At 68.4% G+C, this 15,579-nt stretch carries 16 protein-coding genes; 12 read left to right on the forward strand and 4 right to left on the reverse strand.

What is annotated here, in order from left to right; translation table 11 throughout:
* Positions 1–112: 112 nt before the first annotated feature.
* The 6 genes from AC3WJI_RS17630 (at position 113) to AC3WJI_RS17655 (ending at position 6,612) form a co-directional block, all read left to right on the forward strand.
* The gene (locus AC3WJI_RS17630; protein ID WP_492758595.1) at positions 113–1,501 is read left to right on the forward strand and encodes a glycosyl transferase family protein; all 1,389 of its coding nucleotides are present in this window, start codon (positions 113–115) and stop codon (positions 1,499–1,501) included.
* A complete protein-coding gene (locus AC3WJI_RS17635; protein ID WP_492758596.1) occupies positions 1,498–2,517 on the forward strand; it encodes a hypothetical protein in 1,020 nt (339 codons plus the stop codon). Before AC3WJI_RS17630 ends, AC3WJI_RS17635 begins: the two co-directional genes overlap by 4 nt.
* A gap of 49 nt (positions 2,518–2,566) precedes the next feature.
* A complete protein-coding gene (locus tag AC3WJI_RS17640; RefSeq protein WP_492758597.1) occupies positions 2,567–3,481 on the forward strand; it encodes a sulfite exporter TauE/SafE family protein in 915 nt (304 codons plus the stop codon).
* A 44-nt stretch (positions 3,482–3,525) separates the two neighbouring features.
* Positions 3,526–4,248 (forward strand): TIGR02186 family protein, encoded by a 723-nt coding sequence (locus tag AC3WJI_RS17645; protein ID WP_492758610.1) that lies wholly within the window; start codon positions 3,526–3,528, stop codon positions 4,246–4,248.
* Between the two features lie 82 nt (positions 4,249–4,330).
* Positions 4,331–6,004 carry an ATP-binding protein gene (locus AC3WJI_RS17650; protein ID WP_492758598.1) on the forward strand — a complete coding sequence of 558 codons (1,674 nt, stop codon included), beginning with the start codon at positions 4,331–4,333 and terminating at the stop codon, positions 6,002–6,004.
* 17 nt (positions 6,005–6,021) lie between these two features.
* Positions 6,022–6,612 (forward strand): C39 family peptidase, encoded by a 591-nt coding sequence (locus AC3WJI_RS17655; RefSeq protein ID WP_492758599.1) that lies wholly within the window; start codon positions 6,022–6,024, stop codon positions 6,610–6,612.
* 21 nt (positions 6,613–6,633) lie between these two features.
* Here the strand turns inward: AC3WJI_RS17655 and AC3WJI_RS17660 are convergent, their stop codons facing one another.
* Entirely contained in the window at positions 6,634–8,211 is a 1,578-nt protein-coding gene (locus AC3WJI_RS17660; RefSeq protein ID WP_492758600.1) for a M23 family metallopeptidase, read from the reverse strand.
* 163 nt (positions 8,212–8,374) lie between these two features.
* Between AC3WJI_RS17660 and AC3WJI_RS17665 the strand changes: the two genes are divergently transcribed.
* The 6 genes from AC3WJI_RS17665 (at position 8,375) to AC3WJI_RS17690 (ending at position 14,045) form a co-directional block, all read left to right on the forward strand.
* Positions 8,375–10,954: a helicase-related protein gene (locus AC3WJI_RS17665; protein WP_492758601.1), complete on the forward strand. Its 2,580-nt coding sequence runs from the start codon at positions 8,375–8,377 to the stop codon at positions 10,952–10,954.
* The gene (locus AC3WJI_RS17670) at positions 10,947–11,255 is read left to right on the forward strand and encodes a S4 domain-containing protein (protein WP_492758602.1); all 309 of its coding nucleotides are present in this window, start codon (positions 10,947–10,949) and stop codon (positions 11,253–11,255) included. Before AC3WJI_RS17665 ends, AC3WJI_RS17670 begins: the two co-directional genes overlap by 8 nt.
* Positions 11,256–11,302: 47 nt before the next feature.
* A complete protein-coding gene (fdxA, locus tag AC3WJI_RS17675) occupies positions 11,303–11,641 on the forward strand; it encodes a ferredoxin FdxA (RefSeq protein ID WP_492758603.1) in 339 nt (112 codons plus the stop codon).
* A 248-nt stretch (positions 11,642–11,889) separates the two neighbouring features.
* Entirely contained in the window at positions 11,890–12,423 is a 534-nt protein-coding gene (locus AC3WJI_RS17680; protein WP_306099047.1) for a CarD family transcriptional regulator, read from the forward strand.
* A 110-nt stretch (positions 12,424–12,533) separates the two neighbouring features.
* The gene (locus AC3WJI_RS17685; protein ID WP_492758604.1) at positions 12,534–13,187 is read left to right on the forward strand and encodes a head GIN domain-containing protein; all 654 of its coding nucleotides are present in this window, start codon (positions 12,534–12,536) and stop codon (positions 13,185–13,187) included.
* Positions 13,188–13,358: 171 nt separating this feature from the next.
* Positions 13,359–14,045: a GIN domain-containing protein gene (locus tag AC3WJI_RS17690; protein WP_492758605.1), complete on the forward strand. Its 687-nt coding sequence runs from the start codon at positions 13,359–13,361 to the stop codon at positions 14,043–14,045.
* On the opposite strand, the gene pdeM is transcribed toward AC3WJI_RS17690, so the two are convergent.
* The 3 genes from pdeM to rpmI all read right to left on the reverse strand — a co-directional run bounded on the left by pdeM (position 14,042) and on the right by rpmI (position 15,405).
* Positions 14,042–14,704 carry a ligase-associated DNA damage response endonuclease PdeM gene (gene pdeM, locus AC3WJI_RS17695; RefSeq protein ID WP_492758606.1) on the reverse strand — a complete coding sequence of 221 codons (663 nt, stop codon included), beginning with the start codon at positions 14,702–14,704 and terminating at the stop codon, positions 14,042–14,044. The two genes, AC3WJI_RS17690 and pdeM, sit on opposite strands and share 4 nt — an antisense overlap.
* Before the next feature lie 116 nt (positions 14,705–14,820).
* Positions 14,821–15,186, reverse strand: a complete 366-nt coding sequence (gene rplT / locus AC3WJI_RS17700; protein WP_492758607.1) for a 50S ribosomal protein L20 — start codon at positions 15,184–15,186, stop codon at positions 14,821–14,823.
* A gap of 15 nt (positions 15,187–15,201) precedes the next feature.
* Positions 15,202–15,405: a 50S ribosomal protein L35 gene (gene rpmI, locus AC3WJI_RS17705; protein ID WP_077510460.1), complete on the reverse strand. Its 204-nt coding sequence runs from the start codon at positions 15,403–15,405 to the stop codon at positions 15,202–15,204.
* Positions 15,406–15,579: the final 174 nt, after the last annotated feature.

The following is a 15,579-nucleotide window of genomic DNA, read 5'->3' on the forward strand; positions in this document are numbered from 1 at the left end:
TCCGAAACGGATTGGAATCGGACGGCATCCCATCAAGTCAACTTGATCATTTAATAAACAACATCGAAGATGAGTGCATCCGAATCGGAGATATTGCGGTGCTGGGACGGTCGTGCTGATCACCGCGCTAGATACGATCGCCCGCGAGGCGACGCTATTTGCTGCGATCTGGTTCCTCGTCGGGGGTTTGGACGATCTTCTGGTAGACCTGATCTATATCGTCCGGCGCCTTTACCTGCATTTTCTGTTCCCGTTTCGTCCACTTGCTGATGTTTCGGGTCTCGCTTTGGATGTACCGCCCGGCCGGATCATCGTCTTCGTCGCGGCATGGGACGAATCCGCCGTGATCGGCCTAATGCTGCGCACCGCGCTCGCCCGCTTCGCGCACGACGATTATCGGATCTATGTCGGCACCTATCCCAACGACCCCGCCACGATCGCCGCCGTCGCAGAGGTGGCGGAATGCGACGCGCGCGTCCGGCTGGTGATCGGCGGCGCACCCGGGCCGACGACCAAGGCCGATTGCCTCAACGCCCTGTGGCGCGCGCTGCTCCACGACGAGGCGGCGGAGGGGTTCACGGCGCTCGGCATCGCACTCCACGATGCCGAGGACATCGTCCACCGCCAAGAGCTCCAGGTCTATGCGCGCTGGCTCCAGCATTGTGCGACGGTGCAGCTCCCGGTCATCCCGCTGCCGCACCCGGGCTCGCGCTTCGTCTCAGGCCATTATTGCGACGAGTTTGCCGAGGCGCATGCCAAGGTGCTCGTCGTCCGCCAGGCGCTCGGCGCGGGACTACCCCTCGCCGGCGTCGGCTGCGCGATCCGGCGCGACGTACTCGCCGCGATCGCCGCCGCGCGGGGCGGTGCGCCGTTCGACGCGACCAGCCTCACAGAGGATTACGAGCTCGGCCTGACGATCGGTGCGATGGGCGGGCGGGTGTGCCTCGCCCGCGTAGCCGAAAGCCCGGGGGGGCCGCCAGTGGCGGTGCGAGGCTATTTCCCCGGCACGCCCAGCGCGGCGATCCGGCAAAAGGCGCGCTGGCTGACCGGGATCGCGCTCGCCGGCTGGGATCGCACCGGCTGGCGCGCCACCCTGAACCTCAGCGACCATTGGATGCGGATGCGCGATCGCCGCGCGACGCTGGCGCTGCCGGTGCTCGCGCTCGCTTACGCCACCCTATTGCTATGGGGTGCTTCGGCATTGCTCCACGTCGTCGCCGGCTCGGCAATGCCCGCGCTCGCCCCGGCGGTCCGGGCAGTGCTCTGGGCCAATTTCGCGTTGCTCGCCTGGCGGTTGCTGGTGCGCGCTGCGTTCGTCTGGCGAGCCTATGGCTGGTTCGAGGCGTTATTGTCGGCGCCGCGCGTGCTGGTCGGCAATTACATCGCGCTGTTCGCCGCCCGCCGCGCGATCGGGCTCTACATTCGCATCCTCCTCGGCGCCGCGCCGCATTGGGAAAAGACCGCGCATCAATTCCCCGATCTGGCCGAGCAGACGCAGTGACCGGCCAGGGGCGGCCGATCCGTTTCCTCGCTCTGATAGTGTTCGGCTGGACTGGGGTCCGCATCGCCTTGCTCTGGTCCGAGACCGGATCGCTGCCCGCCGCGATCCGCGCCTTCGTCCCCGTCGCCGCGCACCGCGCCGCGCCGGCCGCACCGCCGCCGCTCTACCGCGCTGCAGTCGCCGCCAAACCGGCACCCGCGCCGCCTCCCTCCGTCCAGCGCCCGCCCCGCCCGGCACCGGCGCCTGCGACGGCCGTAGCAAGTGCGGATCCCGAGCGCGTGCAGATGGCGCTGCTGGGGCTGCTCCAATATGGCGTGCCGGCGACCGTCGGCGGCGAGCCCACGCCCCTCCCGCCGGCGGCGCAGCCCGTGCATCTCGCCCCGCTGCCGTCGCGCTGGTCGGCCAGCGCCTGGCTGGTCGCGCGCGCCGGCACCGGACTCGGCGCCGCACCTGGAGGAAGCCAGCTCGGCGGCGGCCAGGCCGGGCTCCGCATCGCCTGGCTGGCCTGGCCCGAGCAGCGGCTGGCAGTGGTGGGCCGCGTCGTGAGCCCCTTGCGCGGCAAGGGCGCCGAGGCGTCGCTCGGGATCGAATGGCAACCGACGCGCGCGCCGCTGCGCTTCGTCGCCGAGCAGCGCCTGGGGCTCGACGGGACGCGTGGCGGCCCCGGGGTCGGCGTCATTACCGGCTTTGACGGGCAGATCGCACGGCATTTCCGGCTCGAATCCTACGGGCAGGCCGGGGCGATCCGCCGTCGCCGCGCCGAGCCCTATGCCGATGGCGCGGTCCGCGCGACGCGGACGCTCGCCGAAGCCGGACAGGTGCGCCTCGCATTGGGCAGCGGCGTATGGGGCGCGGTGCAGCGCGACGCGGCGCGGCTCGACATCGGCCCGTCGGCGACGCTGGCGCTGCCGCTCGGCAAGCAGAATGTCCGCGTCGCGCTCGACTGGCGACAGCGCGTCGCCGGCGGCGCGCGCCCCGGCTCGGGGCTCGCGCTCACGCTCGGGAGCGATTTCTAGCCAAGCGGGGTTTCGCAGCGCGGCGCAAACGCGGTATCGCCTGCGCCCGATGGACTTGTACCTCCCTATCGCCAATCTGTCGGTCAATGCGCTGGTCATCGTCGCATTGGGCCTGGGCGTCGGGCTGCTGTCGGGGATGTTCGGGGTCGGCGGCGGGTTCCTCACCACGCCGCTGCTGATCTTCTACGGCATCCCGCCGACCGTCGCCGCGGCGTCGGCGGCCAGCCAGGTGACCGGCGCCAGCGTCTCGGGCGTGTTCGCGCATTTCCGCCGCGGCGGGGTCGACGTGCATATGGGGCTGGTGCTGGTTGCCGGCGGCGTGGTCGGCAGCGTGGCCGGCGCGGGCGTGTTTCGCCTGCTCCAGGCGAGCGGCGTGATCGATACCGTGATCGGCATCCTCTACGTGCTGATGCTCGGCTCGATCGGCGGGCTGATGCTCCACGAATCGATCACCGCGGTGCGCGTCGGCCGCGGCGCCGTCGCGCCGCGCCCGCGCAAGCGCCGCCACCACCCGCTCGTCGCGATGCTGCCGCTGCGCTGGCGCTTCTATCGCTCGGGACTGTACATCTCGCCGCTCGCACCGCTGATCCTCGGTTTCTTCACCGGGATGCTCACCGTGCTGCTCGGCGTCGGCGGCGGGTTCATCCTCGTCCCCGCGATGCTCTATCTGCTCGGCATGGGGACGCAGGTCGTGGTGGGCACGTCGCTGTTCCAGATCCTGTTCGTCACCGCGGCGGCGACGATGGTCCACGCCACCACCACCAAGGCAGTCGACATCGTCCTCGCCGCGCTGCTGCTGCTCGGATCGGTCGCCGGCGCGCAGCTCGGCGCGCGCTTCGCCCAGAAGGCCAAGCCCGAATATCTCCGCCTCGCGCTGGCGCTGATCGTGCTCGGCGTGGCGCTGCGAATGGTACTCGGGCTCGCCTGGCGCCCCGACGAGATCTATTCGGTCGAGTTGCTGTGAAGAGTGTCGGCGCCGGTCTGCTGGCGCTCGCAGCGCCGCTGCTGATGGGACAGGCCAAGCCGGTGCTCGTCCCCGACGTTTCCGAGCGCAATATCGAGATCGCCTATTCGTTCACCGGGGCCGAATTGCTGCTGTTCGGCGCGATCCTCTATCCGCGCGGCCGCGCCCCCGATCCCGCCGACGGCCCGGTCGACATCGCGGTGGTGGTGCGCGGACCGACCCAGGCGGTGCTGGTGCGCGAGAAGGAGAAGGTGGCCGGGATCTGGCTCAACGCCGAATCGATGCGCTACCGCTCGGCGCCGAGCTTCTACGCGGTCGCCTCGTCGCGGCCGATCCGCGGCATCGTCGACGAGCGCACGCGCGCGATCTACGAGCTCGGCGTCGACAGCCTCCAGCTCTCCCCCGCCTCGGGCGCGGTTCCGCAAGTGCAGGACCGCTTCGATCGCGGGCTGGTCGACCTGCGTACCCGCGCCGGGCTATTCTACGAGGATTCGAACGCCGTCGAGATTACCGGGGGCGTGCTGTACCGCGCGCGGCTCAACATCCCGGCACGCGTCCCCGTCGGGCGCTTCACTGCCGAGACCTTTCTGATTCAGAACGGCCGGGTGCTCGCCGCCGCGGTCCGCCCGATCGACATCCGCAAATCGGGGTTCGAACGCTTCGTCGCGACCAGCGCCGAGGACTATTCGGTGCCCTACGGACTCGTCGCGGTGGCGCTCTCGGTGCTGTTCGGCTGGGGCGCCGGGGCGCTCTGGCGGCGGTTCTAGCTATGCGAACAAGCGGTTAGCGGGCAAACCCAATATTTACGCTCTTCGGGCATAGGTGCGGCGTAACCCCGGGGAGTATCCGATGGAAGGTCAGTTCGGCGCGCGCGCCTTCGACAATGCCGCGCCCGTATCGTCGGGAGACTCGCCTGCGTCGCGCAGCCAGGTGCGCGCGATCGGCGTGGTGCTCGAGATCGCCGGCTCGTCGAGCCAGGTAGTGTTCGATGCCGCCGAGATCGAGGCGTTGGCCGCGAGCGGGGATGCCGCGATCGCCAATGCCGGACAGGTCGGCAGCCAGGTCAAGGTGCGCGTCGGCGGCACGTGGCTGATCGCCAATGTCCGCGCGCTCCGGCTCGATTCGAGCGGCGACAGGATCTCGGCGCAAGTCGATTTCCTCGGCGAAGGCGACGAGGAAAAGCTCACCGGCAAGCTCTACAAGTTCCGCCGCGGCGTCACGCGTTACCCGACCCCCGGCTGCACCGTCTTTCCGGTCTCGACCGCCGACCTCAAGCAGATCTACGCCGCCGACGACCGCGCGCACATCCAGATCGGCAACGTCTACCCGACCAAGGACATCCGCGCCGCGCTCTACGTCGATTCGATGCTCGGCAAGCATTTCGCATTGCTCGGCTCGACCGGCACCGGCAAGTCGACCGCGGCGGCTTTGATCCTCCACCGCATCTGTGAGCTGGCGCCGCAGGGCCATATCGTGATGATCGATCCGCACGGCGAATATGCCAGCGCGTTCAAGACCACCGGTGCGCTCTACGACGTCTCAAACCTGCAGATGCCGTACTGGCTGATGAACTTCGAGGAACATTGCGAGGTCTTCCTCACCACGCATGATTCGGACCGCCAGGTCGATGCCGACATCCTTGCCAAATGCCTGCTGCTCGCCAAGGGCAAGAACCGGCTCGCGCAGGAATTCGGCAAGCTCACCGTCGACGCGCCGATCCCCTATCTGCTGTCGGACCTGACCCAGATCCTCCAGCTCGAAATGGGCAAGATGGACAAGGCGACCGACACGGCGCCCTATCTCCGCCTGCGCAGCAAGATCGACGAGATCAAGGGCGACCCGCGCTACGCCTTCATGTTCTCCGGCATGCTCGTCGCCGATTCGATGGCGAACTTCCTGTCGCGGATCTTCCGCCTGCCCGGCGGCGGCAAGCCGATCTCGATCATCGACGTGTCGGGGGTTCCGTCCGAGATCACGTCGGTGGTGGTCGCGGTGCTCTCGCGGATGGTGTTCGACTTCGCGATCTGGTCGCGCGGCGAGACCAAGCGGCCGGTGCTGCTCGTCTGCGAAGAGGCGCACCGCTACGTCCCCAACGAGCGCAATGCCGACGGATCGTCGGTCGGCCGCATCCTCAGCCGCATCGCCAAGGAAGGCCGTAAGTACGGCGTATCGCTCGGGCTGATCTCGCAGCGTCCGTCGGACTTGGCCGAAGGCGTGCTCTCGCAATGCGGCACGATCCTGTCGATGCGGCTCAACAACGAGCGCGACCAGGCCTTTGTCCGCGCGGCCATGCCCGAAGGCGCGCGCGGCTTCCTCGATTCGATTCCCGCGCTGCGCAACCGCGAGTGCATCGCGGTCGGCGAAGGCGTCGCGACGCCGGTGCGCCTGCTGTTCGACAGCCTCGAGGACGGCAAGCGCCCGGCCTCGGACGATCCGCTCTTCTCCGAGCTGTGGCGCGAGAGCGGCGGCGAGGAGGGGATGCTCGAGCGCACGATCCGGCGCTGGCGCTCGCAGGGGAAGTAACGAGCGGGAGGCACTCCATGCCTCGCCCCACGCGCTGGCGCGTCTTGGCGCTTGCCGTCCTGCTCGCTTGCTGCGCGCCGCCGGCCAGCACGCGGAAGGAGCTCGCCGTCCCGCATATGCGGCAGGAGACGCTGCTGTGCGTGCCGACTTCGGCAGCGATGATCCTCGCTTTCTATGGCGATCCGCAGTCACCGCGAAAGCTCAAGACGCTCGCCGCCGGGCGCAGCTATGATCCGGTCGCCCCGTTCGACGATTTCAGCATCACGCCGTACCGCGATATCGTGAAAGCTGTGCGGTCGCTCGGCTACGAGTGGCGAGAAGTGTCGCTACCGAACGACGAGGCGGGCTTCGAGGAGGGCATGAAGCTGATCCGCGCCGAGATGGGTCGCGGCCATCCGGTCATGCTCGACCTCAGCGTGCCTTATGGCCATACCGTCGTCGTGTCCGCGATCGACGATGCGCAGCGCACCGTCACCTTGATCGATCCCGAGCGCGCCAGCCCGGGCAGGGTCGTGCTGGATTTCGACGACCTGCGAGCCCATTGGAGCGAGGCGGTCTATGGCGGAAACTTCCGCGCGATGATCGTCACTCAGCCTAAAGCAGGCTGACCAAGCGCGCGACGCCGATGCTCAATCCGCGTCGGGTGCAGCGCCGCGGCCCACCGGGACCGACAATAGCTGCTGCAGCTTCGCGCGGAACGCGCCGAGATCGCTGCCGGTCAGCTGGCGCAGCGAGCTGAACGCCACCGAGCGCGGGTTCACCGCGACGCCGTTCTTGTACAGCTCATAGTGGAGATGCGGCCCGGTCGACATGCCGGTATTGCCGACCGCGCCGATCACCTGGCCCTTGCGCACCGTCTGGCCGCCGCGCACCACGATGCGGCTGAGATGGCCATAGCCGGTGCCGAATTCGCCGCCATGGCTGAGCTTGATGAAATTGCCATAGCCCGAGCTGCGGCCGGCGAACTGCACCACGCCGTCGGTCGCGGCATAGACCGGCGTGCCCCAGGGCGCGGCGATGTCGATGCCTTTGTGCATGCGGGTATAGCCCAGGATCGGGTGGCGGCGCATGCCGAAGGCCGAGGAGAAGCGGCCGTTGGTCGGCATCGCCATCATGCCGGTGCGGTTACCCTTGCCGCCGCCGTCGAACCATTCGGTCTTGCCGTTCGATTCCCACGGCATCAGCTGGACCTTGTTGTCGCACCCGGCGACCCCGGCATAGAGCAGGTTGCCGAGCTGGACCTCGCCGGTGGCGGCGCGGTCCTGCTTGACGATGATGTCGAACTTGCAGCTCGAGCCGAGATGCGAGACCGGCACCCGCGTCGCCAGCGTGCGGATGAACGATTCCACTGCCTTGGCCGGGGCACCGGCAGCGCGCGCCGAGCGGTACAGGCTCGATCCGATCGCGCCCTGGACGCGCAGCGGCGTATGATCGATCGCGATCGGGATCTGCTTGAGCGAAAGCTGGTTGCCGGTGCGCGCAACCTCGAGCTTGAGGTCGAACTTGGCACGGAACGCCATGTTCTGCAGCGGCCGCGCCTGCGCCTTGTCGGTGCGGCGGCCGAGCGTGATGTCGAGCATCGTGCCCGGCTGGATCTCGTCGAATGACACTGCCTTGGTGACCAAAGCGCCGACCTGCTCGGCATCGACCGCGCCGACGCCCGAACGGCGCAGCACGCTGAGCAGTGCGTCGCCCGAGGCGAGCTTGGCGTCGAGGCTGATGATCGGACGTTCGGGCGTGTCGGTCAGCGGCGCGACGAGGTTGGTCGCGGCGACGTGATAGCCGGTGGTCGCACCCATTGCGAGCGGCCGGATCGCCTGTGCGCGCGCGGCGTCGAGATCGGTGCCGGTCAGCGCCGGCGCGACGGTGCCGTAGATCGGGGTCTCGAAGCCGGGCGCCATCAGGAAGGTCAGCGCGCACAGCCCGAAACAGGTCGCGACGCCGCGATACCAGGTCAAGGTGCCGATGCGCGCGCCGAGATCGGGGGCGAGATCGAGATTGGCGAAGACGCGGCGCTTGAGCTTGGTGCTGAGGGCAGTGCCGGGCACAGGCGGAAATGCGTGCGAGATTGCCGCGCCGCCGCCGAGCTCCAGGCCATGATCGTTACGCAGGAACAAGGCGCGATGCCCCCCGAAAACCCCGTCGTCGAATGTGCCGCCACCCCCGGCGAACACCGGATCACTGTGGAACAGAGCGTTTAAAGTCAAATTAAGCACCCCGCTTCGTTCCCACGCCTGCGGCGACCCGTGCCGGTGCCGGGGTAGAGGGAAGAACAGTCTCAAATCTGCCTATAATTCAACATGGTTAAGGAAGCTTCGCAATCAGGGGGTGTTGCTTAAGGGCTGACTCGGAACGATGTTGGACAGCGACATGAGCCAGTTCGCGCGTTCGCCGGTCACTGCGGTGCTCGGCCCCACCAATACCGGCAAGACCCATCTCGCGGTCGAGCGGATGTGCGGCCATGCCAGCGGCATGATCGGCTTCCCGCTGCGGCTGCTCGCGCGCGAAGTCTATGACCGCGTCGTCCGGATGAAGGGCGTCGAGAATGTCGGGCTGATCACCGGCGAGGAGAAAATCCTGCCGTCCAAGGCCAAATGGCTGCTGTGCACCGCCGAGAGCATGCCAGTCGATCGCGAAGTCGCGTTTGTCGGCCTAGACGAGGCGCAATTGGGCGCCGATCCCGAGCGCGGCCATGTCTTCACCGATCGGCTGCTGCGCGCCCGCGGCTTTGCCGAGACGATGATCCTCGGATCGGATTCGATGAAGCCGATGCTCAAGGCGCTGGTTCCCGATGCCGAGATCGTCGGCCGCCCGCGCTTTTCGACCTTGAGCTATGCCGGCGCCAAGAAGCTGTCGCGCCTGCCCCGCCGCTCGGCGATCGTCGCCTTCTCGGCCGAGGAAGTCTATGCCGTCGCCGAGGCGCTGCGCCGGCTGCGCGGCGGCGCCGCGGTGGTGATGGGGGCGCTGTCCCCGCGCACCCGCAATGCCCAGGTCGCGATGTTCCAGGCCGGCGAGGTCGATTACCTCGTCGCCACCGACGCGATCGGCATGGGGCTCAACATGGACGTCAACCATGTCGCCTTTGCCAGCCTGACCAAGTTCGATGGCCGTCGCCAGCGCCGGCTGACGATCGCGGAGATGGCGCAGATCGCCGGCCGCGCCGGGCGCCACCAGCGCGACGGCACCTTCGGCGCGCTCCACGAGGAAGGCCCAGGCGCTTTCACCCCTGAAGAGGTGCTCGCGCTCGAAGCGCATCAGGTGCCGCGGCTCGAGCGTCTCTATTGGCGCGAGGGCGAGCCCGATTTCGCCAGCGTGGACGCGCTGGTCGCCAGCCTCGAGGCCAAGCCCCAGGCCGAAGTGCTCCGCGCCGCGCCGCAGGCGGTCGACCTCGCGGTGCTCAAGCGCCTCGCCGACGAGGATTGGGTGCGCGCACGCGTCCGCTCGCCTCGGATGGTCGCGCGGCTATGGGCAGCGTGCGGACTCCCCGATTTCCGCAAGCTCGGCGTCGATCCGCACGCCCGCTTCGTCGGGCGGCTGTTCGGTCATTTGTCAGAGGCAAACGGCCATGTCCCGCACCAATGGTTCGCCGACGAGATCGCGCGGCTCGACAATATGGGCGGCGACGTCGAGACGCTCGCCGGCCGCATCGCCGCGGCGCGGAGCTGGGCCTATATCGCGCACCGCGCCGATTGGCTCGAGGACCCCATTCACTGGGCCGAACGGACGCGCGCGATCGAGGAAAAGCTCTCCGACGCGCTTCACGCCAGCCTCACCCAGCGCTTCGTCGACAAGCGCACTACGGTGCTGCTCCGCCAGATCGGCGCCGACGTCTCGAACCTGCCGGTGACGATCGGGCCCGAGGGGGAGGTTAGCGTCGAGGAGCACCCGCTCGGCACGCTCGAAGGCTTCCGCTTCACCGTCCAGGCCGATGCCCGCGCGGCGGACAAGCGCATGCTGCTCGCGGCGGCGGAGAAAAGGCTTGCGGGGGAATATCGCAAGCGCGGCGAAGCGCTGATCGAGGCGAGCGACGAGGAGCTCAGCCTCTCCCCGGTTTCGGAGCACCCCCCTTCCCCCGTTCGTGCTGAGCTTGTCGAAGCACCGTCCTCCTTCGCGCCCGTTGCCAAGGAAAAGAACGGCCCTTCGACAAGCTCAGGGCGAACGGTGTGGTGGCGGAGTGTTGCTATCGCCACATTGAAGCCGGGTCCGAACCTCGTCCGCCCCAAGATCATACTCGACCGCGCCCTCGACGTGCTCGATCCGCAAGCCCGCACCGCAATCCAGGCCCGCCTCGACGCGTGGTTCGCCGCGCAGGTCGCGCGTCACCTCCTTGTCCTCGCCAAGCTCGATGCCGCGACCCGCGATCCCGCCGCCGGCGGCCCGCTGCGCGCGCTCGCCAACGCATTGCTCGACGCCGGCGGCCTGCTCGCGCGCCGCGGCGTCGCCGCGCTCGTCGAAGGACTCGATGGCGACGCCCGGAAACGGCTGCGCACGATCGGCGTCACGATCGGCACGCTCGACCTGTTCGCGCCGGCCTTGCTCAAGCCCGCGGCGGCACGCTGGCGGCGCGAATTGATGGCGCTCGCCGGCGCCCCGCGCGAGGGCGCGACGGTGCTGCCCCGCAACGCCCCCGGCGCCGATCTCGCATATGGCTTTCGCCCGCTCGGCAGCCAGGCAGTGCGCGTCGACCTGATTGAGCGGATCGCGCGCGCCGCGCATGACGCGCGCCAGGGCCGCAAGCCCTTCGCGCCCGATCCGGCGCTCGCCACCTCGATCGGCCTCACCCCCGAGACGATCGCGCGGCTGATGGCGCAGCTCGGCTTCAAGACCGCCCGCCCGCGCGAAGGCGAGCCGCAGCGCTGGATCTGGCAGGGCCTCACGCCCGTCGCCAAGCCCAAGGCGGCGCCGGCGGACAATGCCTTTGCCGCGCTGGCAGGGCTACGCAGTGGCTGAGGGCGCCGCCATCCGGCTCGACCGCTTTCTGTGGTTCGCGCGCCTCGCCAAGACGCGCAGCGCCGCGCAGGCGATCGCCGAGAAGGGCACCTTGCGGCTCGACGGCCGGCGGATCGAACGCTCGGCGGCGCCCGTGCGCGTCGGCGCGATCATCGTCTTCCCGCTCTACGGAAAGGTGCTGGCGCTGCGCGTCGAGGCATTGCCCAAGCGCCGCGGCCCGCCGGCCGAGGCGGCCTTGCTCTACACGCGGCTCGAAACCCAGGCGCCCAAGGACGTTGACGCCGTAGAATCCGAGGCATAGCAGGGGCCGCGTACCAGACCTTTGCCGCTCGAGGGAGCCGACCTGCCATGACCTATGTCGTCACCGACGCCTGCATCCGGTGCAAGTACATGGACTGCGTCGAAGTGTGCCCGGTCGACTGTTTCTACGAAGGCGAGAACATGCTCGTGATCAATCCGAGCGAGTGCATCGACTGCGGCGTCTGCGAGCCCGAATGCCCTGCCGAGGCGATCCTGCCCGATACCGAGAACGGTCTCGAAAAGTGGCTCGAGCTCAACAAGACCTATTCCGAGGAATGGCCCAACATCACGCAGAAGGGCGAGGCGCCGGCCGACGCCGACGCGATGAAGGGCGAGGAAGGCAAGTTCGAGAAATATTTCTCGGCAAACCCCGGCACCGGCAGCTGAGGCAGCGGCCCGCCGCCGGCCGCCCGGAAAATTCTTCGCCGCAGTGCACATAAATGCGCGCGGGGCATGACGCGCGGCTGGTAATTTTATTGCAACCGTGTTAAATAGTCCGCGACGGAGGCGATGAATCGCCCTTCCGCCCGGAGAAGCATAGGTTGTTGTCCCGAACCGCCTGCCCGACGCAGAAAGCGCCAGGGCCGACGCCGCACCCGTTCGGGACCGGTTATTCACGGAAAGGTCTCTAGCCCATGGCTGCCAAGGCGCTGTCCTTCGATGTCGGCGATTATGTCGTTTACCCCAAGCACGGCGTGGGCCGTGTGATCGAGCTGCAGAAACAGGAAATTGCGGGGATGCAGCTTGAGCTCTACGTGCTGCGCTTCGAAAAAGAGAAGATGACGCTGCGCGTGCCCACCAACAAGGCCGAGAGCGTCGGCATGCGCAAGCTGTCCTCGGACAAGACGCTCCGCGAGGCGCTCGAGACCTTGAAGGGCAAGCCCAAGGTCAAGCGCACCATGTGGTCGCGCCGCGCGCAGGAATATGAGGCGAAGATCAATTCGGGCGACCTCGTGTCGATCGCCGAAGTGGTCCGCGACCTGTTCCGCGCCGACGACCAGCCCGAGCAGAGCTATTCGGAGCGCCAGATCTTCGAAGCCGCCGCATCGCGCCTCGCACGCGAGCTCGCGGCGATGGAAGAAGTCGATGAGCCGACTGCGCTCGAGAAGATCCTCGAGATCCTGCGCAAGGCCGCGGCGATCTGGAACAAGGACAAGGTTCCGGCCTGAGGCCGCAACTTTCTAAACTTCGGGGAGGGGCGGACCAGCAATGGCCGCCCCTTTTCCTTGGCCGGCACATAGTGTATTGCGTTGACAACACACGAGTTCGGAGACCGAAAATGCGCGCATTGCTGATGATCGCCCTGCTGCCGCTGGCGGCCTGCCAGTCCAATGCCGAGCGGGGCGAGGCCGCGCAGCCGAGCGGCACCGGCGGCACGCGCAGCTTCGCGGCGACCGGCTTCACCGCCGTCGACCTGCGCGGCTCGGACGATGTCGACGTCAAGGTCGGCCCCACTTTCGCGGTCACTGCCGACGGCGACACCAAGGTGCTCGACCAGCTCGACATCCGCGTCGTCGATGGTTCGCTGCGCGTCGGCCGCAAAGACCAGAACTGGCACCAGGACGGCCCCGGCGCGCGCGTTCACGTCACCTTGCCCAGCCTGCGCGCCGCCTCGATCGGCGGATCGGGCGACCTCCACATCGCCGACCTGCGCGCCGACAGCGTCGACCTCTCGCTGGCCGGATCGGGCGACATGACCGTCTCGGGCAGCGTCGCCAAATTCTCGGCCTCGCTGGCCGGCTCGGGCAATATCGACGCCAAGGGCCTCGCCGCGACGAGCGCCGACGTCTCGATCGCCGGCTCGGGCAATGTTCTCGGCACGGTCAAGGGCCCGGCCTCGGTGTCGATCGTCGGCTCGGGCGACGCCGAGCTCGGCGGCGGCGCGCAATGCTCGGTCAGCAAAGTGGGCTCGGGCGAGGCCCACTGCAGCTGAGGCGAACCCTCTAAGCCCCTCCCCTTCAGGGGAGGGTTGGGGGTGGGGCATGTCCACGGGCGAAGGGCTCGGTGAGACGTCCAGGCCCCACTCCAACCCCTCCCCTGAAGGGGAGGGGCTTTTCCCAACCTAACGCTTGCCTCCAACAACGCGGCGCGCGACTGTCGCGCGATGCGTTCGCTCCTCCTCGCTCCGCTGCTCCTGCTCACTGCCGCCGCGCCGGCGCAGGAGCGCCGGTTCATGGTCGGCGGGTTCGAGCGGCTCCGCGTCGACGGCCCGTTCCAGGTCGAGGTCGTGCCCGGCCCGCCTGGGGCGACGGCCTCGGGCGACCGTGTCGCGCTCGACCAGGTCAACGTGCGCAGCAACGGCGACACCCTGGTGGTGAGCGGCGGCCCGCTCGCCTGGGCCGGCCGCAACGGCACCGCGCTGCCGGTGGTGCGCGTCTCGACGCGGCTGCTGCGCGAAGTGGTGCTCAATGGCGGACCGCGCGTCCGCGTGGCGGAGATGCGCGGCGGGCGCGTCACGCTGATGCAGACCGGCGCCGGTACCCTCGAAGTCGCGTCGATCCGCGCCGATGATCTCACCGCCAGCCTCACCGGCACCGGCGCGATACGGCTGGCCGGAACGACGGGCCGCGCCAGCATCCGCAACTATGGCGCGGGATCGATCGACGCGAGCGCACTCACCGCCGGCGACGCCAGCCTGACCTCGGAGAGCAGCGGCGACATCCGCATCGACGTGCGCTTCACCGCGCGCGCGACGGCGCTGGCCAGCGGCGGGGTCCACATCACCGGCAAGCCCGAATGCATCTTGCGCGGCTCGGGGCCGATGACCTGCACGGGGTCGATCCGCCGCTAGGCGGCGATCGGGAAGCGTAGCAGCCGGTCGTCGAGCGCGACCAAAGCCTGCGCGCCGCGCCCGACCGCGCGGACGATCTCGGGATGATGCGCGTCGAGCCCGCCGGTGAGCGAACCGAAGGCGGGCAGGATCAGCTTGGTCGCGGTGGCGACGAAGCAGCGCCGCGCGACTTGCCGGCCGCGCACGCTGATCCGCAATTTGGGATGGAAATGCCCCGACAATTCGGGCCGCGGCTCGCCTGGCACCGCCTCGTGGCGCAGCACCAGCCCGTCGATCTCGGCCTCCTCGACGATCGTCCCGCCGCAATGGTCGACGAGCAGCGAATCGTGGTTGCCGGTGATCCAGCGCCAATCGAGCCGGCCGGTCAGCGCGGTGAGCATCCCGCGCGCATCGGCGGGCAGCCGCTCGCACCCCGCCGAATCGTGGAAGCTGTCGCCGAGACACCATAATTCGCGCGCCTGGGTGCGATCGACGAGCGCGGTCAGTTCCATCAGCGTTGCCAGCGAATCGTAAGGCGGCAGCATCTGCCCCTTCATCGCGAACCAGCTGCCCTTTTCGAAGTGCAGGTCGGCGACGAGCAATGCGCGCCGGGCAGGCCAATAGAGCGCGCCCTGGCCGAGCGCCTCGAATTCCTGACCACCGAACGAAAGGGGAACCATAGCCTGCCTATCCCGCCAGCCGGGTCCCGCTGTCAACTCCGCAAGCACATGGCAGCCAACGAAAAAGGGCGCCGGAGCATGCTCCGACGCCCTGAATCTCGACTGACGCAGACGGCTTATGCGGTCTGGGGCAGTGCGGCCTTCGCCTGCGCGACGATGGCGGCGAATGCCTCACCCTCGTGCATCGCGATGTCGGCCAGGACCTTGCGGTCGAGTTCGATGCCGGCAAGCTTGATGCCGTGCATGAACTGCGAATAGGTCAGACCCTCGGCGCGGACGCCGGCGTTGATGCGCTGGATCCACAGGCCGCGGAAGGTCCGCTTCTTAACCTTGCGATCGCGATACGCGTATTGGCCGGCCTTTTCGACGGCCTGCCGCGCGACGCGGATCGTGTTCTTGCGACGGCCGCGGTAACCCTTGGCCTGTTCGAGGATGTTCTTGTGCTTGGCGCGGGTGGTAACACCCCGTTTGACGCGTGCCATATCTGCTGGGCTCCCTTAACGCAGGCCGTACGGCGCCCACGCGATGACGCGGGCGGTATCGGCATCGGCGAGCACGGAAGTGCCGCGATTCTGGCGGATGTACTTCGCGTTGTGCGAAATCAGGCGGTGGCGCTTGCCGGCGACTCCGTGCTTCACCTTGCCGGTGGCGGTGAGCTTGAAGCGCTTTTTGACGCCGCTCTTGGTCTTGAGCTTGGGCATTTTGGTCTCCTTGCAAACTCGAACGCGCGAACCGCCGCGGCAGCCCTTGATGGCCGGGCGGGTTCCTGACGTTCGAGGAAAGCGGGGCGCATACGCGCGATCGGGCGGGAATGCAACCGACTCCTGCGCAAGCCCAATGCGCTCCCCTCCCGCTTGCGGGAGGGGTCGGGGGAG

The organism is Sphingomonas sp. FW306-1B-B10E (assembly GCF_058782005.1).